We start from the raw sequence: 22,023 nt of genomic DNA, 5'->3' as shown, positions 1-22,023 counted from the left end.
CCGGCCCACGCCGTAGACTCCTGTGGTGACAGTTCCCGGGATCGCGCGCGCCCTCGCGCAGGCCGAGACAGTGCGCGACACGCTGGCGGCGGCATCCGTCGACCTCGACCTCTCCCTCGTCGAAGGCATCGCCGCCCCCGCGCTCGCCGCCCTCCTCGAGCGGCGCCTGCTCGCCGACCTCCCCGCCGCGCTGCTGGTGATCACCCCCACCGGGCGGCGCGCAGACGCCGTGGGGCCCGCGCTGCAGGCGCTGCTTCCCGGCGCCACCGTGCTGCACTTCCCGGCATGGGAGACGCTGCCGCACGAACGGCTCAGCCCGAGCGTGGAGACCGTGGGCCGCCGCCTGGAGGCCCTGCGCCGGATCCGGGAGTGGGACGCCGCGGCGCCGGCGGACCGCGGACCGCTGGTGGTCACGGCGTCCGTGCGCGCCGCTCTGCAGCCCCTCGCCGGCGGCCTCGACGCCGCCGCGCCGATAGCGCTGCGGGTCGGCGCGCGCACGCATGAGCTGACGACGGTCACCGCGATGCTCGTGGAGCGTGCGTACCACCGTGTGGACATGGTGTCCCGCCGCGGCGAGTTCGCGGTGCGCGGCGGGATCCTCGACGTGTTCCCGCCCACGGCCGACCACCCGTTCCGCATCGAGTTCTTCGGCGACGAGGTCGACGAGATCCGCGCGTTCTCCGTCGCCGACCAGCGGAGCCTGCCCGGCGAGGTGCGTGCGGTTCAGCTGCTGCCGAGCCGCGAGCTGCTGCTCACCGACGCTGTGCGCGGCCGCGCGCGCGAGCTCGCGCAGCGCTCCCCGGGACTGCGCGGGATGCTGGAGAAGATGGCCGAGGGGATCCCGGCCGAGGGCATGGAATCGCTGACCCCGGCGCTCGTGGACCGCCTCGTCACGCTCGTGGACTACCTGCCTGCGGCATCCGCGGTGGCGCTGCTGGACCCGGAGCGGTCGGTGACCCGCGCGCTCACGCTCGCCGAGACGAACCGTGAGTTCCTCGAGGCGGCGTGGAGCGTCGCCACCGCCGGCGGAGAGGTGCCCGTCGATCTCGGCGCCGGCGACTTCGTCACGCTGCCCGCGCTGCGCGAGGTCGCCCACGGCCGCGGCGGGGTGTGGTGGACGCTGAGCGCATTCGACGCGGGTGCCGACGCGGACGCCGTGCGCATCCCCGGCACTCCGGTGCCGTCGTTCCAGGGCAACATCGACGGCGCCACCGCGCACGTCGGGCAGCTGCTGGCGGACGGATACCGGGTCGTCGTGGCCGCGTCCGGCCCCGGGCTCGCCGACCGCGCCCGCGACGTGCTCGCCGAGCACGGGTTCGCGGCGCGGCGGGTCGACGAGGTCCTCGAGCCGCCCGAGCCGGGCGTCGCGCACGTCGTGGTGGCGAGCCTGGAGCGCGGCTTTCAGTCCGAGCCCGCGCGGCTGGCGGTGCTGACCGAGACCGAGTTCTACGGGCGCACGATCGGCGCGGACACGCGGGTCGTGCGCAAGCTCGCGTCGCGCCGGCGCAACGTGGTCGACCCGCTGCAGCTGAAGACCGGCGACATCGTCGTGCACGCCACGCACGGCATCGGCCGGTTCGTCGAGCTGACCCAGCGCGAGGTCTCCAGCGGCGGGCGCCACCCGGTCAAGAGCGTGCGCGAGTACCTCGTGCTCGAGTACGCGCCGTCCAAGCGCGGCCACCCGGGCGACAAGCTGTACGTGCCCACCGACCAGCTCGACCTGCTGTCCCGGTACGTCGGCGGTGAGGCGCCCACGCTCTCGAAGATGGGCGGCAGCGACTGGGCGCAGGCCAAGGGCCGGGCCCGCCGCGCCGTGCGCGACATAGCGGTCGAGCTCGTCAAGCTGTACTCCGCCCGGATGGCCTCGAAGGGCCACGCGTTCGGACCGGACACGCCCTGGCAGCGCGAGCTCGAGGAGGCGTTCCCGTTCGCCGAGACGCCGGACCAGCTGCAGACGATCGACGAGATAAAGGCCGACATGGAGAAGCCGGTCCCGATGGACCGGCTTCTGAGCGGGGACGTCGGCTTCGGCAAGACCGAGGTGGCCGTGCGCGCCGCGTTCAAGGCCATCCAGGACGGCAAGCAGGTCGCGATGCTGGTGCCCACCACGCTCCTGGTCAAGCAGCACCTGGACACTTTCGGCGAGCGGTTCGCCGGCTTCCCGGTGAAGGTGCGGCCGTTGTCGCGGTTCCAGACCGACGCGCAGGCGCGCGACACCCTCGCCGGCCTCACCGACGGCACCGTCGACATGGTGATCGGGACGCACCGGATCCTCACCGAGAAGGTGGTCTTCCGCGACCTCGGCCTGCTGATCGTCGACGAGGAGCAGCGGTTCGGCGTCGAGCACAAGGACGCCCTGAAGAAGCTGAAGACGAACGTCGACATCCTCGCGATGAGCGCGACGCCCATCCCGCGCACGCTGGAGATGGCGGTCACCGGGATCCGCGAAATGTCGACGCTGCAGACCCCGCCGGAGGACCGGCATCCGATCCTCTCGTACGTGGGCCCCCGCAACGACAAGCAGATAGCCGCCGCGATCCGGCGCGAACTGCTGCGCGAGGGCCAGGTGTTCTACGTGCACAACAGGGTGCAGTCGATCCAGCGGGTCGCCGCGCACCTGTCCGAACTTGTGCCCGAGGCGCGGATCGTCGTCGCGCACGGACAGATGGGGGAGACCGCGCTCGAGCAGGTGGTCGACGACTTCTGGGAGCGCCGGGCGGACGTGCTGGTGTCCACGACGATCATCGAGACCGGCCTGGACATCCAGAATGCGAACACCATAGTGATCGACCGCGCCGACAAGTACGGCCTGAGCCAGCTGCACCAGCTGCGCGGCCGGGTGGGCCGGGGGCGCGAGCGCGCATACGCGTACTTCCTGTACGACGAGATGAAGCCACTCAGCGAGACCGCCGCGGACCGGCTGGAGACCATCGCCGTGAACAACGACCTCGGCAGCGGCATGCAGGTCGCCCTGAAGGACCTCGAGCTGCGCGGCGCGGGGAACCTGCTGGGCGCCGAGCAGGCCGGGCACATCGCCGGCGTCGGCTTCGACCTGTACCTGCGGATGATCGGCGAGGCTGTCGCGGCGTTCCGGGGCGAGGAGAGCGAGGGCCCCACCGAGCTGCGGCTGGAGCTGCCGGTGCACGCGCGCATCCCCGAGGAGTACATCGACAGCGAGCGGCTGCGGCTGGAGGCCTACCAGAAGTTGTCGGCCGCGGCATCCGTCGGCGCGAAGCCGGACGCCATCGACCTCGTCGTCGACGAGCTGCGCGACCGGTACGGCGAGCCACCGGCCGAGGTCGAAGGGCTCGTCGCCGTCGCGCGGCTGCGGCGCCGCGCCGCGCAGGCGGGCCTGGCGGACATCGTGGCGATGGGGCCGAACCTGCGGGTGGCGCCCGCACACCTGGCCGATTCGATGCGGGTGCGCCTGCAGCGCCTGCACCCGAAGGCGAAAGTCGTCGCCGGCGGCGACGCCATGGTGGTGCCCCTGCCCACCGCCGACGGCGCCCGCGTGCCAGACGCGCACCTCATCGCGTGGGTGGGTCAGCTGCTGGACCAGCTGTGGCCCCTGCCGGCGGCCGAGTCTGAGCGAGCCGCTGGGCCGCCGGCACCCTGACCGTGCGGATCCCACGCTCAGCCCGACATCGGTGACCTGAAGCGCGCGCATAGCGATTTCGGGGAATGCCGTGAGTCGGCTCTCATACGATCACGGGCGAGCGCGCCATGCATCGCGGAGAAGGGTCAATGCCGATGGACCGGTGGTTCCTGAACCTCGATGTGATGAGCGGGCCGGTCCCGGAGACCGTGTGGCTGCTCACCGCCGCCGTGGCCGTCGTGCTTCTGGTGCGCGATCACACCCGCACATGGACGATCACGGCACTGCCGACCGTCGCCGGCGGTGCCGTCGCCGGCGCGATCGCCGTGTGGATCAGCGATGCCACCGACGCATTCGGCGTGCCGCTGCCGAAGGGCACGACGTGGTGGATGGCGGCAGCCGGCGCCGGGGTCGGCCTGGGCGTGGCGAGCATGTGGCGCACACCCGTGTGGCGCAAGGCCCTGGCCGGTGCGCTCATCCTGATCGCACCGCTGTCGGCAGCGATGGGCATCAATGGCGGGTTCGGCCTGACGCCGACGATCGCCGACGTCTTCGGCGTCAACACGCTGCCCGGTGCGGGCGCGCTTCCCGGCGCCCATTCGCACGTCCCGGCTCCGAACCAGACCACTCCGCTGTTCCTGCGCTGGAAACCACCGGCGGACATGCCCCGGGCAGGTCGGGTCGGCACACTGTCGGGTGCCGACCGCGTTGGGTCCTCGGGCCGGTTCGTTCCGCGGGACGCAACGATCTACCTGCCTCCCGCAGCCCTCGTCAAGAACGCCCCGGCGCTCCCGCTCGTGGTGATGATGAACGGAAAGCCGGGCAGCCCGAATCCCCGTTTCGTCGCGGCGGCGCTCAACCGGCTTGCCGCGCGGCACGACGGCCTGGCGCCGATCGTCATCGTCGCGGACCAGCTCGGCAGCCCCGTGCAGCAGCCCGCGTGCTCGCCGTACTCGACGTTCGGTGATGTGTCGCGGTACGTCAACACGGACATCGTCCGGTACGCGCGGACGCATCTGAACATCATCGAAGACCCGAAGTACTGGACGATCGCCGGATACTCCGACGGAGGCGGGTGCTCGTTGAAGTGGGCCGTCGAGTATCCGCAGATCTGGGGGAACATGATCAGCATCTCGGGTGACGACTATCCGGGTGCCTCCGAACCCGCCACGTCACTGCGCGAAGCCTTTCGCGGCAGCGTGAGTCTTGAACTGTCGCAGCGGCCCGCAGCGTTCGTCAAGGAGAATGCCGGGCGATTCGCGGGTCACGTCGCCCTGTTCACGAGCGGCTCGCTGGACGCGCGGTTCTCGGGGTATGCGCGGCACAACGCCGAGATGCTGCGCGCGGCGGGGTTCACCGCCACGCTGATGGAGATACGCGACGCCACTCATGTGGGCACTGCACTCAGCGCAGGCCTGACCGACGCGTTCGATCAGCTGTATCCGGTGCTCGGCCTGTCGCCGCACGCGTGATGCCTGCACTTGTGCGCGTCGCCGCGCGGTACCTCCGCCGGCATCCTTTCTCGGCGGCCGTCGCGGTCGCGGTCATCGTGACCGGCCTCATCTTCTCGCTGCCGCGTACGCACGCCACGCGCTGGCTCGCCGCGGGGCCGGTCACCACGGGGGAGGAGCACCTCTGGTGGACGCTGGTGACGGCGCTGCTCGTACCCAGCTCGCTCCTGGACGCGCTGTTGAGCGCAGCCCTCGCCCTCACCGTGATGGCCTATATCGAGCGGCTCGTCGGTACGGTGCGCACGGTCCTCGCGTACGTCGGCATCGGCGTGGTCGCGCTCCTCGCCGGGATCGGACTTCACCTCCTCACGATCTGGCTGGGCTCGCCGCTGCTGCTGCTCGCGCGACCGGAACTGACCCTCGACCCGCCCACCGGCATCTTCGGCACAGTGATGACCGGCAGCGCGTTCGCGCCGACACTGTTCCGTCGCCGAATCCGCGTCATCGGCTTCGCCGTGGTGCTCACCTTCGCGTTGTATGGCGGCGACCAGGACAGCGTCTACCGCATGATCGCCGCGGTGTTCGGACTCGCACTCGGCGCGGTACTGAGCCGCGACCGGCCGGTGGCGGACGCGCGCGTGCGACCACCCACGCGCAGCCCGCGACGCGCCTCCTACGGCGAAGTGCGCACCCTCGTCGCCGCTGTCGTCGCCGTCACCGGCATCGGGCCGCTGATCGTGCTGGCGGACCGGGCGGTGATCGGACCGCTCGCCCTCGTCGTGTCGGGCTTCGCGCAGGTCGACCGGAGCGAGGCATTCGAGACCTGCGCCACCTATTTCCGCAACTCGTGCGGCGCCCCCAGCGACATCCACGTCGTCGCGCACGGCATCGGCCAGATTCTGCTGAGTCTGGTGCCCGTCGCGATGAGCCTGGTCGCCGCGTGGGGCCTGCGGAGGGGCCGACGCGCCGCATGGGTGCTGGCGGTCGTCGTCAGTGCCGTCGTCCTCGTGGCCACCAGCGCGGCGGTCGGCATCCTCGGCCTGTCGTCAGCGACCGGGATCGCACGTGTCGGCGAGCGCTTTGCGCTCAGTGCGGTGATGGCCGTCGGAGTGCCCCTCGCGGTGCTGGTCGCATTGATGATGACTCGCCGCCGGTTCGAGATCACCGCCTCCCGGGGCGCGCTCCGTCACTTCTGGCTCATCGTCGGCATCGCGTTCGTCGCCGTGATCGCGGTGTGGGCCGTGGCGATCGTCGTCACGGGGCGGCCCGCCGTGCCTCTCGGGTTCCGGCGGGTCTTCCTCGACGCGGTCGTGCTGCTGCTGCCCGCCGGATTCACGCGTGGCATCCCGCACGGCGCACTGCCGGGGCACGGCGCGGCCCTGCTCGTCGATCAGTGGGCGGGGCTGGTCCTCTGGCTCGCCGTGATCGTCGCCGCGGGCCGGTTGCTGCGTTCGGTCGGCCGCAGCGACGACCTGCCGCGGGTGCGGTACCGCGAACTGTTGCGCACCACCGGCGGCGGAACCATGAGCTTCATGGGCACGTGGGAGGGGGCGCGGCAGTGGATCGGCGACGACGGCGCCGTCGCGTATCGGCTGATCGGCGGCATCGTGCTCGTGATCGGCGACCCGATCGGCCCGCTGGAGGGGCGTGCAGGCCTGCTCGCCGCATTCATCGAGTTCTGCGATCGCCACGGATGGGTCCCCGTGTTCTACAGCATCCACGCCCGCACGCGAGACCTGCTGCGCGCCCGGCGCTGGCATGATGTCCCGGTGGGCGAGGAGACCCTCGTCCGACCCGCCGAGATGGATCTGACGGGGGGACGGTGGAAACGGGTGCGGCAGGCGCTCGCGAAGGCCGACCGTGAGGGTGTGCGGTCGCTATGGGCGGCCTGGGGCGACCTGCCCGCATCGCTGGCCGCGCAGATCGAGGTGCTCAGCGAGCACTGGGTGGCGGAGAAGGCACTGCCGGAGCTGGGGTTCACGCTCGGTGGTCTCACGGAACTGCGCGACCCGGACGTCAGGCTGCTGCTGGCGATCGGCGCCGACGGCGACCTGCAAGCGGTGACCAGCTGGCTCCCGTCGTGGCGAGACGGGGTGGTGACCGGATGGACGCTGGACTTCATGCGCCGCAGCGACGACGCGATGCCCGAGATCATGGTCTACCTGATCGCGTCGGCGGCGATGCGGATGCGCGACGCCGGAATCTCCGTGATGAGCCTGTCCGGCGCTCCGCTGGTCACCCGCCCCGCGCCCGAGGGACGCCTGCCTCCGCGCTCATTCCTGCTGAACCGGATGCTGGCGTGGCTGGCTGACGTGCTTGAGCCGGTCTACGGCTTCCGCTCGCTGTTCGAGTTCAAGAAGAAGTTCCACCCCGAGCTCGAGACGATCTACCTGTCGTACGAGGACGCGGCGGGCCTGCCTGCTATCGCGCGCGCGATACTGCGTGCGTACATGCCGACGGCGTCACCGCGGGAGATCCTCGCAATCGCGCGCAGCCTGTCCGCGCACCGCGCCTGAGCGCTCAGATGACGCCCTGGGCGAGCATCGCCTTCGCGACGCGCTCGAAGCCCGCGCAGTTCGCGCCGACGACGTAATCGCCCTCATGCCCGTACCGGCGCGCGGCGGTGAACGACGCCGCGTGCACGTCGCGCATGATGGCGCGCAGCCGGTGCTCACTGTCGGCGAAGCTCCACCTCTCGCGCCCGGCATTCTGCGTCATCTCCAGGGCCGACGTCGCGACGCCGCCGGCGTTCACGGCCTTGCCGGGCCCGAACAGCACACCCGCGGACTGGAACACCTCCACGGCCTCGGGGGTGGAGGGCATGTTCGCGCCCTCGGCCACCGCCCGCACGCCGCCCTCGACGAGTGCGCGCGCGGCGTGCTCGTCGATCTCGTTCTGCGTCGCCGACGGGATGGCGACATCCATCGGCACCTCCCACGGCTGCGCGCCGGGGATGAAGCGGGCGCGGGGGCGGCGGACGGCGTACTCCGAGATGCGGACGCGCTCGACCTCCTTGAGCTGGCGCAGCAGGTCGACGTCGATGCCGGCGTCGTCGATGACATACCCGGACGAGTCGGATGCCGTCACCGGCAGTCCGCCCAGCTGGCGCGCCTTGTCGATGGCGTAGATCGCGACGTTGCCGGAGCCGGAGACGCCCACGCGCTTGCCCTCGAGAGTGTCGCCGTGCACCGCGAGCATCTCCTGGACGAAGAACACCGCGCCGTACCCGGTCGCCTCGGTGCGCACCTCCGCGCCGCCCCAGCCGATGCCCTTTCCGGTGAGCACACCGGACTCGTGCCGGTTCGTGATCCGGCGGTACATGCCGAACAGGTAGCCGATCTCACGCCCGCCGACGCCGATGTCGCCGGCGGGGACATCCGTGTGCTCGCCGATGTGGCGGTACAGCTCGGACATGAACGACTGACAGAACCGCATCACCTCGGCATCGCTGCGGCCGTGCGGGTCGAAGTCGCTGCCGCCCTTGCCGCCGCCGATGCCCTGACCGGTGAGGGCGTTCTTGAAGGTCTGCTCGAACCCGAGGAACTTGATGATCGACAGGTTCACCGACGGGTGGAAGCGCAGCCCGCCCTTGTACGGCCCGAGCGCGGAGTTGAACTGGATCCGGTAACCGCGGTTCACGCGCAGCAGGCCGTCGTCGTCGACCCACGGCACCCGGAACATTATCTGCCGCTCCGGCTCGACGAGCCGCTCGAGGATGCCGGCGTCCACGAACTCCGGGTGCTCGTCCAGGACCGGCCCGATCGAATCCAGGACCTCGTGCACCGCCTGCAGGAACTCCGGCTCGTGCGGGTTGCGGGCCACGACATCGTCGTAGACGGAGCGAACGGAGGACGGCAGCGCAGTGAGGATCGTGGTCACGGGGAAGGGCTTTCTGGCCGGATACGAAAGGATCGCGCGCACGCGCGATCCGTCCCACTCTACCGACGCTACGCTGACACTCAGCCGGTGGCTGTAACAAAGGGAGCGCTCATGCTGTTCGATCACCTGTCCGCGTCGGCGCGGATCGACCCGTCCGCAGTGATAGCCCCGACCGCCGTGATCAGCGGCGACGTCACCATCGGACCGGACTGCCAGGTGCTGCACGGAGCCGTGATCACGTCCGAAGGCGGCCCCATCACGCTCGGCGCCAGCGTCATCGTGATGGAGAACGCGCTGATCCGCGCCAGCGCCGCCAACCCCGTGCACATCGGCGACCACACCCTCGTGGGGCCCATGGCGAGCGTGTCCGGGGCCACGATCGGAGACGAGGTGTTCCTCGCCACCGGAACGCGCATCTTCAACGGCGCGCACATCGAGGCGCGCTGCGAAGTGCAGATAAACGCGGTGGTGCACCTGCGCACCCGGCTGCCGGAGCGCACCGTGGTGCCGATCGGGTGGGTGGCCGTGGGGGACCCGGTGCAGATCCTGTCGGCGGCCGAGCACGAGCGCATCTGGGCCGCGCAGCAGGAGTTGGACTTCCCCGGCTACGTGTTCGGGCTGGACCGCGAGACACCGGACCTGATGGTCCAGCTCACCGAGCGGTACGGGCGCAGCCTGTCACGGCACGCCGACGACCGGCGCCTGGACTGAGCCTCACCGCCAGCGCGACCCGCAGTCCCGGCACGCGAACTCCACGTCCGCCTCACGCACCTCGGCGGCGCGTTCCAGCTCGATCGCGAACCACGCCAGCTCGATGGCCCGCACGTCCGCCGACGCGCACACCGGGCACGTCTCCGGCGCGGCGATCTTCTCGGCTGCGGCATCCCTCGTCGTCATGGCACGACGGTAACCCGGGCCTGCGACATCGGCGGCGCGACCCGCGGCGGATACGATGGACCGTGGTGTGCCGGGAAGCCTGGTCGGCGCCCGTCGCGCGTGCGGCGGGGTGACTGGGAGCACCATGACCTCGATCCGTCCGATCACGCCCCTCCGTTCGTTCGTGCGCCTGCTGCGCGGTCCGCGCTTTCCCGCGGTGCTGCTGCTGGCGGCCGCCGGGGCCGGGATCCTGCTCGCCAACACGCCCGCCGCGCCGGTCGCGTTCGCGGTGCAGGACGCGCACCTCGGGATCGCCGGCACGCCGTTCGCGCTGCCGGTGGGCTCGTGGATCGCCGACGGACTTCTCGCCGTGTTCTTCTTCAGCGTGGCCGTCGAGCTGCAGGTCGAGCTGACGGCCGGCGAGCTGCGCTCCGCGCGCCGCGCCGTGCTGCCGGCGCTGGCGGCCGGCGGCGGCGTCGCGGTGCCGATCGTCGTCTACCTGGCCCTCGCGGCGCCCGCGGGGCTGGCTGCGGGATGGCCGGTGCCCACCGCGACCGACATAGCTTTCGCGCTCGGGGTGCTCGCGGTGTTCGGGCGCGGGATGCCGTCGGGCGTGCGAATCTTCCTGCTCGCGCTGGCGATCCTCGACGACATCGTCGGGATAGTGTTCATCGCCGTGCTGTTCGCGCACGACGTGGAGCTTCTGCCGCTCGCGGCCGCCGTCGTGCTCGTGATCGTCTTCGGGGCGCTCAGCCGGGCGCTCGGCGGCCGGCGCACGCGCCCGATCATGGCCGCCATGATCGTGCTGGCTCTCGCGGTGTGGGCGCTCGTGCTGGCCTCCGGGGTGCACGCCACCATCGCCGGCGTCATGCTCGGGCTCGCCATCGGGCAGCATCCGGGGATGCGGGCGCGGTACGTGCTCGAGCCGTGGGTGAACGGCGCGTTCCTGCCGCTGTTCGCGCTGTCGGCCGCGCTCGTAGCGATCCCGGACGTCGGGGCCGGCGGGCTGTCCCCGGTGTTCTGGGCGATCCTTGTCGCACTGCCGGTCGGCAAACTCGTCGGCATCGCCGGCATCGGGTGGCTCGCCCAGCGCGTGCTGCGCGTACCGGCGGCGGTGCGCTTGGCGTTCGCGGACCTCGTTGCCGCGGGGGTGCTGGGCGGCATCGGGTTCACGGTGTCGCTGCTGCTGGCCGATCTCGCGTTCGCGGGGGATCCGATGCTCGGCGATCAGGCGGTCCTGGGCGTGCTGGCCGGATCCACGGTGTCGCTGGTCGCGGCCGGGATCGTCGTATCGTGGCGTGCACGCGCGCATCGGATCCGCGCGCAGGAGGAGACCGCATGAGCGACGACGACGCAGCGCGGCCGGCGGCCGGGCCGGCGGCATCCGACCCCCTGCGGCGCGCCGTCGAGGTGATGCACGCCGTGCGGGACCGCTGCGTGTGGACGCAGCAGATCACGCACCGCGACCTCATCCCGTACCTGGTCGAGGAGAGCGCGGAGCTCATCGACGCCGTGGAGGCCGGATCGCGGGCCGAGCTGCGCGAGGAGCTCGGCGACCTGTTGTGGCAGGTGCTGTTCCATGCCGAGATAGCGTCGCGCGACGGGGACGAGCCGTTCGGCATCGAGGATGTCGCGGCAGGGCTGGCCGAGAAGATGATCCGGCGACACCCGCACGTGTTCGGCGACGCGGTGGCCCGCACGCCGGACGAGGTGCTCGTGCTGTGGAACGCGGCGAAGGCCGCCGAGAAGCACGAGCGCCGGTCGGTGCTGGACGGGGTCAGCGAACGGATGCCGGCGCTCGCGCTCGCGCAGAAGCTGCTGGGACGCGCGTCCGGGATGGTCGAGGATGCCGCGGCCGCGGCGGCGCCGCCGGAGACCGAGGCTGCGCTCGGCGACGCGCTCCTGGCGTTGGTCGCCCAGGCCCGTGCTCGCGGATGGGATGCCGAGCGCGCGCTGCGGGAGCGGCTGCGCCGGCTGGCGCGGGACGTGCGGGCGGCGGAGACCGCCGCAGGGGAGCCGGAGGGCGACCTGCCAAGATAGGGGGGTGCCCTCCGTGAATCCGCCGCGCGGCATGCGCGACTTCCTCCCCGCCGACAAGACCCGCCGCGAACGGGTGCTCGCCGTCATCCGCGACCGCTACCGCGCGCACGGATTCGACGAGATCGAGACGCCGGTGATGGAGGAGTACGGGCGGCTGCACGCCGGGATGGGCGGCGACAACGAGAAGCTGGCGTACAACATCCTGCGCCGAGGCCTGGACGCGGACGATATCCGCAACGCTGCCGACGACCCGGCGGCGCTGACCGATCTCGGGTTGCGCTACGACCTCACGGTGCCGCTGTCCCGCTTCTACGCGACCCACCGCGGCGAGCTGCCCGGCGTGTTCCGGGCGATCCAGATAGCACCGGTGTGGCGCGCCGAACGGCCGCAGAAGGGGCGCTACCGCCAGTTCGTGCAGTGCGACATCGACATCATCGGCGACGCGACGGCACGTGCCGAGGCGGAGCTGGCGATAGCGACGCTCGACACGCTGGACGCCCTGGGCCTTGCCGGCGGCCGCATCCGGATCAACGACCGGCGCCTGCTGGACTGGATGCTGGGGCACTTCGGGTTCGCCGCGGACGAGCGTGCGGGCGTGCTCATCACCATCGACAAGCTCGACAAGATCGGCGCCGACGGCGTGGCCGCCGAACTGCGCGAGCGCGGCGCGCAGCCCGCCGCCGTCGATGCGGTGGAGGCGTTCCTGCGTCGCCCGCAGACGCTCGAGCAGCGACCGTACGGCGAGGAGCAGATTCGCGCGGCGCTGCCGACGGGCGCACCCGACGACGTCGTGGCGCACCTGGTCGGCATCGGCGCGGCGGTCGCGGCCGCGCGATCCGGGTCCGGCGACGCGCTCGTGTTCGATCCGTTCCTCGTGCGGGGGATGGGGTACTACACCGGCACCATCCTGGAGCTCGCGCATCCGAGCGTGGCGTATTCGCTGGGCGGCGGAGGCCGCTACGACGGGATGATCGGCCGGTTCCTCGGCCAGGACGTGCCCGCCGTGGGATTCTCGATCGGCTTCGAGCGCATCGTCGACCTCGTCACGCAGGACGAGGATGCCGCGGCCGACGCCGTCGTGCTCGTGCACGATCGCGACGTGCCGATGGCGGAGCTTGCCGCGCACAAGGCGCGGCTCGTCGCCGACGGGGCGCGGGTACGGCTGGAGACCCGGACGAAGAACCTCAAGGCGCTGCTGGAGCGGGCCGCGGCCGACGGGTACACGGCGTTCGCGCTCGTGGCGGCAGGGCAGGACGGGATCGAGCGCCGGCCGCTGGGCTGACCGCGATCAGCGCGCGCCGCGGACCGCGTAGCGGTGCATCACCACTCCGCCCGCGAACGACTGCTCCTCGAGAAGATCCAGTTGCAGGGGCTGCTGGAGACGGTCGAACAGCGGGCGTCCCGCGCCCAGGACCACGGGATGGCTGAACAGCAGCAGTTCGTCCAGCAGGTGCGCCTCCAGGAGGGCGGTGGCCAGAGTCGCCCCGCCGACGCCGATGTCGCCGTCGGCAGACGCGCGCAGCGCCGCGAGTTGATCGATGGCGTCGGGTCCGCCGATGACCCGGGTGTTGTACTCGGCGTGCGTTCGGGTGCGCGAGACGAGCACCTTCGGCATGGCGGTCCAGATGGCGCCATACTCGCGCATGACATCGTCCAGGTCGGTGTCGTCACGAGCGGCCGGCCAGAACGACGCCATGGTGTCGTAGACGATCCGGCCCTGCACCATCTGCGTCATACGGCTCGCGCGGGCGTTGAATTCGCGGTGCAGCGATTCGCCGATGCGCATCCAGTCGCCGCCGCCCTGCTCGTCGTGCTCTCGCTCGATGCGCAGATCGAGCGAGACGTTCATCCAGTACACGAACCGTGCGGTCATGGCGGCCCCTCTGCTCGGTCCGACGGTAGCGCCTCGGCGCCGTGCGGCGGTAGGGTCCGGGGCGGCTACAGGGTCAAGATGCCGCCGGAGCCCTGACGCGCTTCTTCTCGCGCACGTACACCTCGCGCCGCACCCGGGCGACGACGTCGCCCTCACGGTCGACAATCTCGGTGGTGAACCATTCCAGCACCTTTACCCCACCGGCGGCGCGGTCACGCAGCTCCTGCGCTTTCTCGCGCGGCACCTTGAAATGGGCGGTGAGCACGCCGCGGCCGGGCTTGACGAACTCGATCTCGCCCCGCGTGTCCCACACCACGTGGTCGCGGCCGAGCTGATGCATCACGAGCATGAAGAAGTACGGGTCCGTCATCGCCGACATGGCGCCGCCGAACGCCGTCTTGACGTAATTGCGGGTGATCACGTTCACATGCAGCTCGACGGTGGCACTCGTCCAGTCCTCGGCGATCCGTCTCACCCGGATGCCGCTGAACAGGTTCGGAGCCCACAGGCTCATGCCGATGGCGAGTCGGCGCGGGGTCATGCGCATGATCGCCAGCCTGCCGCATCTCGTGCGGTGGCGCACGCCGACGCGTGACATCCGATCGCCGTTCCGGGAGGATCGCACCATGACGCTGCAGGTGAGCACGGTACTCGAGCCGGTGGGGCCGGCGACCGCCATCGAGCTGACGGACGCGCAGGTGGCCGACCTCGGCGGCGGCCGGCGTCCGGCGGTGCGCGTCACGATCGGCGGCCGGACCGCGCGGCTGCGGCTGGCCGTGATGGGCGGGCGGAACCTCATCGGCATCTCGAAGGCCGCGCGAGCCGAACTCGGGGTGGAGATCGGCGACGCCGTGGACGCCGTGATAGAGCTCGACACGGCGGATCGCGTCGTCGAGGTGCCGGACGACCTCGCCGCCGCTCTGGATGCCGATCCCGCCGTGCGCGCCGCGTTCGACGCACTCGCGTTCACGCACCGCAAGGAGCATGCCCGCTCCGTCGTCGAGGCCAGGCAGCCGGCGACCCGCGAACGCCGCATCACCGCGGTCGTCGAGAGGGTGCGCGCCGGGATGGCGTGAGATCCACGCCGTCTCGCCCGCTCACCACGGCGGCGGGTCGGCGTCGGCGGCGATGCCGGTGGGGGAGACCCATCGGGCGGCGCCGCTGGCGGCATCCATCTGGATGTCCCAGCGGCTCTCGGTCTTCACCCTGTGGTGCGGCTCGCACAGCGGACCCGTGTTGCCGGCCGACGTCGCGCCGCCGTGCTGCCATTCCCGCCGGTGGTCGATGTCGCAGTCGCGCACAAGCCGCCCGCACCCGGGGAACGTGCACACCGGATCGCGCACGCCCAGCCACCGGCGCAGCGCCTTCGGCACCCGGTACGTCTTCCGGTCCAGGTCCAGGACCGTCCCGGTCACCGGATGAGTGAGGACCCGCACCCAGGATGTCGCATCCCCGGCGAGGCGCGCCGCGGTGTCCCGGTCGATCGGGCCGTACCCGTCCAGGATCGCCGGCTCGTCGCCATGCCCGAGCAGCGTCAGCACCGGGATCGTGACCGCGACCGCCGGCTTCCCGGAGCCCGCCGGGCCGGCCGCGTTCTGCAGCAGGTCGATGGCGACATCCGCCCGCAGCTGCGCGAGCGTGCGCGCCTCCCCCTCCTGCGTCCGCAGGTGCCGCGCGGCCTCATCCACCCGCACGTGCACGGCGTGCAGGTCGGCGGCGGGCCCGTAGACGCTCCACGTCGCCATCCCGTCGAACTCCGGGGACAGCCACACGCTGCGATCCCCTCGCGCGCGCCGGTGCCGATCCTCGATCGACTCCGGATGTACGCGCTCGCGGAGCGACCGCGCGAACGTACGGAACTTCCCCGGTGACAGGAGGGATGCCGCCGCCGCGGCGGCCGTGTCGAACATCGCCCACGCTTCCGGGGCGTCCGCGGGCAGGGAGCGTGCACACCCGGCGGCGGTGTCGGCGTTGCGCTCGTCCATCGTCCCCCGCAGGAACGCGTCCCACACCGCGGGGCACCGCTCCCGCAGCGTCTGCGCATCGTCCGCGCGGGCGCGGATCATCACCTCGGACAGATGGACGCGCACGGCGAGGTCGCACACCGCCGCCCGCTGCGCCATCTCCGTCCGCTCCGCGCGCGCCTGCGCCACGGTCAGATCCCGCGGGTTCGTCCACGCCGGATCCAGCGTCGGGTCCGGGCCGCACCACGGATCCGGGCACGACGCGGCATCGGCGAGCACCTGCGCGAACAGCGCGTACTGCCGCGCCGTCAGCCGCCGCAGCTCGCGCGTGAGCTCGTCGACGTCGTCCACCGCCACGTCGTGCGCGGCCCCCGACGTGAAGATGTCGAAGCCCCAGGCCGGTTCTTCGTCGTCGGCGCCCGCCAGTGCCCACTCCAGGTCGGCGGCGTCGATGGGCGGACCGAACCAGTCGGCGCCGGGATCCATCGATGAGAAGTCCATATCTTCACTGTAGGGAGGGGGTGCGACACTCGAACCGATGCACGGGACGACGTCCGCCATCCGGCCCAAGGCGCGCGCGGGCGCTGAGTAGACTCGTGCGCGGACCGACGACGCTCCGACCTGCCCACACACGCACCATGCAAGGAGTCCCCGTGGCACTTATCGAGGCTGTGAACGCGCGCGAGATCCTGGATTCGCGCGGCAACCCGACCGTCGAGGTCGAGGTGCTGCTCGATGACGGCGTCGTCCAGCGCGCGGCCGTCCCGTCCGGCGCATCCACCGGCGCGTTCGAGGCCTACGAGCTGCGCGACGGCGACAAGAGCCGGTACGGCGGCAAGGGCGTCCTGAAGGCCGTCGCGGCCGTCGTCGACGAGCTCGGGCCGGCCGTCGAGGGCGTGGACGCCGCCGAGCAGCGGCTCGTGGACGCCATCCTCATCGACACCGACGGCACCGAGAACAAGTCCCGCGCGGGCGCGAACGCGATCCTGGGCGTGAGCCTCGCCGTCGCGAAGGCCGCCGCCGACAGTGCCGAGCTGCCGCTGTTCCGCTACCTCGGCGGCCCCAACGCGCACATCCTGCCGGTGCCGCTGTTCAACGTTATCAACGGCGGCGAGCACGCCGACAACGGCATCGACATGCAGGAGTTCTTCCTCGCCCCGATCGGTGCGGAGAGCTTCGCCGAGGCGCTGCGGTGGGGTGCAGAGACCTACCACGTCCTGAAGGGCGAGCTGAAGGCCGCCGGCTTCGCGACCGGACTCGGCGACGAGGGCGGCTTCGCGCCCGACCTGCCCAGCAACCGCGAAGGCCTCGACTTCCTCGTGAAGGCCATCGAGAAGGCCGGGTTCACGCCCGGCACCGACATCGCCCTGGGGCTGGATGCCGCGGCCACCGAGTTCTTCGCCGACGGCGTGTACACGCTCGACAAGAAGGGCTGGAGCGGCCCCGAGCTTATCGACTACTACGCCGGCCTCGTCGACGCCTACCCGATCGTCACTATCGAGGACGCCCTCGCCGAGGACGACTGGGAGAACTGGAAGCTGCTGACCGACCGGCTCGGCGCGAAGACCCAGCTCGTGGGCGACGACCTGTTCGTGACGAACCCCGCGCGCCTGGCCAAGGGCATCGACCGGGGCATCGCGAACTCGCTGCTGGTGAAGGTGAACCAGATCGGCACGCTGAGCGAGACCCTGGATGCCGTGGAGCTCGCGCACCGCTCCGGCTACACGACGATGTTCTCGCACCGCTCCGGGGAGACCGAGGACACCACTATCGCGGACCTCGTGGTCGCCGTGAACTCGGGTCAGATCAAGAGCGGCGCGCCCGCGCGCAGCGAGCGCGTGGCGAAATACAATCAGCTTCTGCGCATCGAGGAGGAGCTGGGCGACGCGGCGGAGTTCATCGGCCGCGCGGCCTTCCCGCGCTACAAGGGCTGACGACGTTACGGAGAGGGGGAGTCGTGGCGAGAAAACCGACTCCCCCCTCCCGTCCCGGCGCGCGGGCGGTCGATGTCCGCGCGTGGCTAGCCGGCTCCCGGATCTCCGGCTTCACCGTGATCATGCTGGGCCTTGTGGTGCTCGCGGTGTTCGTGCTCGTGCCGACGATCGGCACGTACCTCGACCAGCGCCAGCAGATCACGGCCCTGCAGCATTCCGTGCAGCTCACGAAGGACCAGGTCGCCGAGCTGCAGCGGCAGCGGGAGCGCTGGAAGGATCCGGCGTACATCACCGCGCAGGCGCGGGAGCGGCTGTACTTCTTCCGCCCCGGCGAAGTGGTCTACCTCGTCGACGACGATCTCCCCGACGCGGACGTGCCCCGCGAACGCGCACCCGTGAGCGACACGCTGCAGGCGACGCACACGGACTGGATGTCGCAGCTCGTGCGCTCGGTGGCGAACGCGGGACTCGCGCGGGTGGCCGCGCCGGACACCCCCACGACGCCCTGATCCAGCGCCGTCCCAGCGGCCCGGGTTAGCCTTTACCGCGTGACCCCGCCGTTCGATCCCGTGACCGAGGCCGACCTCGCCATGCTGCACGTACAGCTCGGTCGCGACGCGCGCGGCGTCGTGGGCGTGGCCGCCCGGTGCGTGTGCGGCAACCCGACGGTCGTCGCGACCGCGCCCCGGCTGCCCGACGGCACGCCGTTCCCCACGTTCTACTACCTGACGCATCCGGCCGCCACCGCGGCGATGTCACGGCTGGAGGCCGAGCACGTCATGCGCGAGCTGCAGGACGAGCTGGCCGCCGACGAGCAGCTGCAGGAGGGGTACCGGCGCGCGCACGAGGCGTATCTCGCCGATCGGGCTCTGTACGGCGATGTGCCGGAGATCGACGGGGTCTCCGCCGGCGGCATGCCCACCCGCGTCAAGTGCCTGCACGCCCTCGCCGGCCACGCGCTGGCGGCGGGCCCGGGCGTCAACCCGGTGGGGGATGCCGCGCTGGCACGCGCGGACTGGTCGCCACGGCGCTGCGCGTGCGCGGACCCCGGGCCGGCGGGGGTCGCGGCATGAGCCGCGGCACGCGGCGCGTGCTGACGGCGGCGGTGGCCGGCGCGTTCGCGCTCCTGGCCTGCACGGGCGCGGCCTTCGCGCCGGCGATCGAGCCGGTGCCGGAGCCGACGCCGCAGACGATGCGAGCGCACGAGTACTGGCTGCAGGATCTGCACATTGACCAGGCGTGGACGGTCACGCGGGGCGAGGGCGTGCGGATAGCGGTCATCGACACCGGCGTGGGACGAACGCCGCAGTTGGATCCCGCCGTCGTCGGCGGCACCGACGTGTCCGGCGCGGGGACCCCCGACGGGCGCACGCCGGTGGGGGCCGTGGACGCCAACCACGGCAGCTGGGTGGCATCCCTCGCCGCGGCGCGCGACAACGGCGACGACGACGCGATGATCGGGGTGGCGCCGAAGGCCGACGTGCTGTCGATCTCGGTCGGGTTCGGCACGGCATCCCAGATCCCGTTCAGCGAGCAGGTCGCGAAGGCCATGCGCTGGGCTGTCGACAACGGCGCGGACGTGATAAATCTGTCGTTCACGACGAACACCCTGGACTGGGACACCAGCTGGGACGACGCATTCCTGTACGCGTTCGACCACGACGTGGTCGTGGTCGTCGCGGCGGGCAACCGCGGCAGCGGCACGTCGAAGGTGGGCGCGCCGGCCACGATCCCGGGCGTGCTGACTGTGGCGGGCGTCGACCCGCAGGGACGCGCCAGCATCGAGGCATCCACCCAGGGCATCACGATAGGGGTGTCCGCGCCCAGTGAGGACCTCCTGGGCATCTCCCCGGACGGCGAGGTGTACGTGTGGAAGGGCACGAGCGGCGCGGCGCCGATCGTGTCGGGGATCGTCGCGCTCGTGCGCGCGGCCCACCCGGGGCTGGACGCCGCCGACGTCATCGAGCGCATCATCAAGACCGCCGACCCGGCGCCCGGTGTCACACAGGTGCCGAGCCCCCTGTACGGATACGGGATCGTGGATGCCGCCGCCGCCGTCTCGGCCGACGTGCCCCGGGTGGCGGCGAATCCGATGGGGGACCTGAGGGAGTGGGTCCGGCTGTACCGCCGGGCGCCGGCGGGTCCTCAGCCCACGCCCACCGAGAACGCCGTGCAGGTGCCGCCGCTGCCGAGGGCGGATGCCGTCACCCCGCCGGTGTCCGTCGTGCTGCCGGATCGGGAGCGGCTGCTGTACGGGACGCTCCCGCTCTTGGCCGTCACACTGCCCGCTATACTGGTAGGGCTCGGCGTCACCGCTGCTGCCCGACGCATCCGTTCGGCGCGCGCCACTCGCACGCCCCGCCGTCAACATCCCTAGGAGTTCTCCACACCGTGAACACCGCTGTCACCGCTGCGCCCAAGATCCTCATCGTCGGTGGTGGGTACGCCGGCTTCTACACCGCCTGGAAGCTTGAGAAGCGGTTGCGAAAGGGAGAGGCGGAGGTCACGATGGTCGACCCGCTGCCGTACATGACCTACCAGCCGTTCCTGCCCGAGGTCGCCGCCGGGTCGATCGAGCCGCGCCACGCGGTGGTGGCCCACCGCCGGCACCTGAAGCGGACCACGGTGATCACCGCGAAGGTGACCGGCATCGACCACGCGCACAAGAGCGCGACGATCACCGGTCCCGACGGGCAGACCTGGCAGCATCCCTACGACCAGATCGTGGTGACCGCCGGCGCGGTGTCTCGCACGTTCCCGATCCCGGGGATCGCCGACAACGCGATCGGGCTGAAGACGATCGAGGAGGCCGTCGCCGTCCGCGACCGGCTGATGACGAACTTCGACCGGGCCGCGGCGATGCCGTTCGGACCGGAGCGCGACCGGCTGCTGACCGTGGTCGTCGTGGGCGGCGGGTTCGCCGGCATCGAGGCGTTCGCGGAGCTTCGCTCGCTCGCCTCGGCGCTCCTGAAGGACTACCCGCAGCTGACGTTCGACGACACGCACTTCCACCTCATCGAGGCGATGGGGCGCATCATGCCCGAGGTGTCGCTGAAGACCAGCGAGTGGGTTCTCAGGGACCTCGCCCAGCGCGGCGCGTACGTGCACCTGGACACGCAGGTGACCAGCGCCGTGGGCGGCAACGTCGAGCTGTCCACGGGCGACACGATAGCGTCCGACCTCATCGTGTGGACCGCCGGCGTGATGGCCAACCCGACGGTCGTGCGCGGCGGCGACCTTCCCGTCGAGGAGCGCGGCCGCATCCGTGCCCGCGCCGACCTGCGCGTCGGGACCGCGGACGAGGCTGTCGACGGCGCCTGGACCGCCGGTGACGTGGCCGCGGTGCCGGACCTGTCCGGCGGCGGCGTCGGAGGCTACTGCGTGCCCAACGCGCAGCACGCCGTGCGCCAGGCGAAGCTGCTCGCGAAGAACCTTGTCGCCGTCATGCGCGGTGAGCTGCCGCAGGAGTACTTCCACAAGAACATCGGCGCCGTGGCGGGCCTAGGCCTGTACAACGGCGTGTTCCAGTCCGGGAACTTCGCGATGACGGGCTTCGTGGCGTGGCTCGCGCACCGCGGCTACCACGGCCTGGCGATGCCGTCATGGGAGCGCAAGTGGCGTGTGCTGTGGGGCTGGTGGAACAACGTGTGGCTCGGCCGTGACATCGTGAGCCTGGAGGCCGTGCAGGCGCCGCGTGCCGCGTTCGAGCAGTTCGCCGCGCGCCCGCGTCCTCCGCAGCCCGCCGAGGCCGCTCCCGCCAAGGGCGGATCGGCGCCGGCCGCCGCCGCGGCGAAGGATGCCGCGCCCAAGCCGGTCGAGACGCGCGCCGGCGAGGTGGAGCAGAAGACCGCCCGCAAGCCGGTCTCCAAGAAGCCCGCGGCCAAGAAGGCATCCGCCTCGGCCTGACCCGGTCCCGGAACGCCCGCGCACCGCTCGTGCGCGGGCGTTCCGTGTTCCCGGCTAGGCTGGCCGCTGCACGGGCCCCCATAGCCCAACGGCAGAGGCAGGCGACTTAAAATCGCTTCAGTCTGGGTTCGAGTCCCAGTGGGGGCACATCGCGCGAGTGCTACTCCCGCCTGGGATCGCGGGCGCTTCGGGGCTCTCAGGTTCGAGGGTTTGCCCACGTCCTGCCCACATCTCGCGCGAGCGCGGTCGCGCGGGCCGTGTCGAGAGCCTCGGCGACGACGTTCAGGTCGTCGTCGAAGAGGTCCGCGTAGACATCGAGCGTCATCGCCGCGGTGTGGCGCAGGTCGTGCAGGGTCAGCGCCAGCGGGTGCCTCCCAGAAGACGGTCAACCTCAGGGTTGGCTCAAGACTCAAGGGCATGTCCTCCATCTGGGGGACATGGCCGTAGGGTGGGGCATGGTCGAGCGTTCTGGGGGAACGTGAGACACGGGGCACCCGCCTGGCGG

19 protein-coding genes and 1 tRNA gene are annotated in these 22,023 nt (G+C 71.6%); 14 read left to right on the top strand and 6 right to left on the bottom strand.

Translation table 11 applies throughout. The features are described 5' to 3' along the window. Nucleotides 1-25: 25 nt before the first annotated feature. The 3 genes from mfd to GH740_RS05135 all read left to right on the top strand — a co-directional run bounded on the left by mfd (nucleotide 26) and on the right by GH740_RS05135 (nucleotide 7,562). Nucleotides 26-3,616 (top strand): transcription-repair coupling factor, encoded by a 3,591-nt coding sequence (gene mfd, locus GH740_RS05145; protein ID WP_367640746.1) that lies wholly within the window; start codon nucleotides 26-28, stop codon nucleotides 3,614-3,616. A 134-nt stretch (nucleotides 3,617-3,750) separates the two neighbouring features. Beyond that, nucleotides 3,751-5,067, top strand: coding sequence for an alpha/beta fold hydrolase (locus GH740_RS05140; RefSeq protein WP_172978302.1), 1,317 nt, complete (start codon nucleotides 3,751-3,753; stop codon nucleotides 5,065-5,067). After that, nucleotides 5,067-7,562, top strand: a complete 2,496-nt coding sequence (locus GH740_RS05135) for a bifunctional lysylphosphatidylglycerol flippase/synthetase MprF (RefSeq protein WP_153745055.1) — start codon at nucleotides 5,067-5,069, stop codon at nucleotides 7,560-7,562. The genes GH740_RS05140 and GH740_RS05135 overlap by 1 nt, the downstream gene beginning before the upstream one ends. A 4-nt stretch (nucleotides 7,563-7,566) precedes the next feature. Here GH740_RS05135 and gdhA read toward each other — a convergent pair whose 3' ends face one another. Continuing rightward, a complete protein-coding gene (gene gdhA / locus GH740_RS05130; RefSeq protein WP_367640744.1) occupies nucleotides 7,567-8,925 on the bottom strand; it encodes an NADP-specific glutamate dehydrogenase in 1,359 nt (452 codons plus the stop codon). A gap of 111 nt (nucleotides 8,926-9,036) precedes the next feature. On the opposite strand from gdhA, the gene GH740_RS05125 reads away from it, so the two are divergent. Continuing rightward, on the top strand, nucleotides 9,037-9,636 hold the full coding sequence (locus GH740_RS05125) for a gamma carbonic anhydrase family protein (protein WP_153745472.1): 600 nt from the start codon (nucleotides 9,037-9,039) through the stop codon (nucleotides 9,634-9,636). Between the two features lie 3 nt (nucleotides 9,637-9,639). Here GH740_RS05125 and GH740_RS05120 read toward each other — a convergent pair whose 3' ends face one another. Beyond that, a complete protein-coding gene (locus GH740_RS05120; protein ID WP_153745054.1) occupies nucleotides 9,640-9,822 on the bottom strand; it encodes a hypothetical protein in 183 nt (60 codons plus the stop codon). A 124-nt stretch (nucleotides 9,823-9,946) separates the two neighbouring features. Here GH740_RS05120 and GH740_RS05115 point away from each other — a divergent pair, with 124 nt between their 5' ends. The 3 genes from GH740_RS05115 to GH740_RS05105 are packed head-to-tail and all read left to right on the top strand — an operon-like array spanning nucleotide 9,947 to nucleotide 13,123. Next, nucleotides 9,947-11,143: a Na+/H+ antiporter NhaA gene (locus GH740_RS05115; protein ID WP_153745053.1), complete on the top strand. Its 1,197-nt coding sequence runs from the start codon at nucleotides 9,947-9,949 to the stop codon at nucleotides 11,141-11,143. After that, entirely contained in the window at nucleotides 11,140-11,841 is a 702-nt protein-coding gene (locus GH740_RS05110) for a MazG nucleotide pyrophosphohydrolase domain-containing protein (protein ID WP_153745052.1), read from the top strand. Before GH740_RS05115 ends, GH740_RS05110 begins: the two co-directional genes overlap by 4 nt. 31 nt (nucleotides 11,842-11,872) lie before the next feature. Beyond that, the gene (locus GH740_RS05105) at nucleotides 11,873-13,123 is read left to right on the top strand and encodes a HisS family protein (protein WP_216644920.1); all 1,251 of its coding nucleotides are present in this window, start codon (nucleotides 11,873-11,875) and stop codon (nucleotides 13,121-13,123) included. A 6-nt stretch (nucleotides 13,124-13,129) separates the two neighbouring features. Here the strand turns inward: GH740_RS05105 and GH740_RS05100 are convergent, their stop codons facing one another. Both GH740_RS05100 and GH740_RS05095 read right to left on the bottom strand, forming a co-directional pair. Then, nucleotides 13,130-13,714, bottom strand: coding sequence for a dihydrofolate reductase family protein (locus GH740_RS05100; RefSeq protein WP_153745050.1), 585 nt, complete (start codon nucleotides 13,712-13,714; stop codon nucleotides 13,130-13,132). Between the two features lie 73 nt (nucleotides 13,715-13,787). Next, entirely contained in the window at nucleotides 13,788-14,255 is a 468-nt protein-coding gene (locus GH740_RS05095) for a DUF4442 domain-containing protein (RefSeq protein ID WP_253941265.1), read from the bottom strand. A gap of 85 nt (nucleotides 14,256-14,340) precedes the next feature. On the opposite strand from GH740_RS05095, the gene GH740_RS05090 reads away from it, so the two are divergent. Continuing rightward, a complete protein-coding gene (locus GH740_RS05090) occupies nucleotides 14,341-14,790 on the top strand; it encodes a YdeI/OmpD-associated family protein (protein WP_153745048.1) in 450 nt (149 codons plus the stop codon). Between the two features lie 21 nt (nucleotides 14,791-14,811). On the opposite strand, the gene GH740_RS05085 is transcribed toward GH740_RS05090, so the two are convergent. Continuing rightward, complete coding sequence (locus tag GH740_RS05085; protein ID WP_172978301.1) at nucleotides 14,812-16,179, bottom strand: HNH endonuclease signature motif containing protein; 1,368 nt, start codon at nucleotides 16,177-16,179, stop codon at nucleotides 14,812-14,814. Between the two features lie 152 nt (nucleotides 16,180-16,331). Between GH740_RS05085 and eno the strand changes: the two genes are divergently transcribed. From eno to GH740_RS05055, 6 genes are all read left to right on the top strand, one after another. Continuing rightward, nucleotides 16,332-17,612, top strand: a complete 1,281-nt coding sequence (eno, locus tag GH740_RS05080) for a phosphopyruvate hydratase (protein ID WP_367640740.1) — start codon at nucleotides 16,332-16,334, stop codon at nucleotides 17,610-17,612. A gap of 23 nt (nucleotides 17,613-17,635) precedes the next feature. Continuing rightward, complete coding sequence (locus tag GH740_RS05075; RefSeq protein ID WP_367640738.1) at nucleotides 17,636-18,121, top strand: septum formation initiator family protein; 486 nt, start codon at nucleotides 17,636-17,638, stop codon at nucleotides 18,119-18,121. Nucleotides 18,122-18,202: 81 nt separating this feature from the next. After that, nucleotides 18,203-18,685, top strand: a complete 483-nt coding sequence (locus GH740_RS05070; RefSeq protein ID WP_153745470.1) for a DUF501 domain-containing protein — start codon at nucleotides 18,203-18,205, stop codon at nucleotides 18,683-18,685. Then, nucleotides 18,682-19,989 (top strand): S8 family serine peptidase, encoded by a 1,308-nt coding sequence (locus tag GH740_RS05065; protein ID WP_153745045.1) that lies wholly within the window; start codon nucleotides 18,682-18,684, stop codon nucleotides 19,987-19,989. Before GH740_RS05070 ends, GH740_RS05065 begins: the two co-directional genes overlap by 4 nt. 14 nt (nucleotides 19,990-20,003) lie before the next feature. After that, nucleotides 20,004-21,518 (top strand): NAD(P)/FAD-dependent oxidoreductase, encoded by a 1,515-nt coding sequence (locus GH740_RS05060; RefSeq protein ID WP_367640736.1) that lies wholly within the window; start codon nucleotides 20,004-20,006, stop codon nucleotides 21,516-21,518. 74 nt (nucleotides 21,519-21,592) lie between these two features. Beyond that, nucleotides 21,593-21,665 (top strand) — tRNA-Leu (locus tag GH740_RS05055). Nucleotides 21,666-21,714: 49 nt separating this feature from the next. Here the strand turns inward: GH740_RS05055 and GH740_RS14195 are convergent. Further along, a complete protein-coding gene (locus GH740_RS14195) occupies nucleotides 21,715-21,843 on the bottom strand; it encodes a hypothetical protein (RefSeq protein WP_301538737.1) in 129 nt (42 codons plus the stop codon). Nucleotides 21,844-22,023: the final 180 nt, after the last annotated feature.

The organism is Microbacterium sp. SYP-A9085, assembly GCF_009649635.1.
Lineage (GTDB): Bacteria > Actinomycetota > Actinomycetes > Actinomycetales > Microbacteriaceae > Microbacterium.
This window is presented reverse-complemented; position numbering and strand designations above follow the sequence as displayed.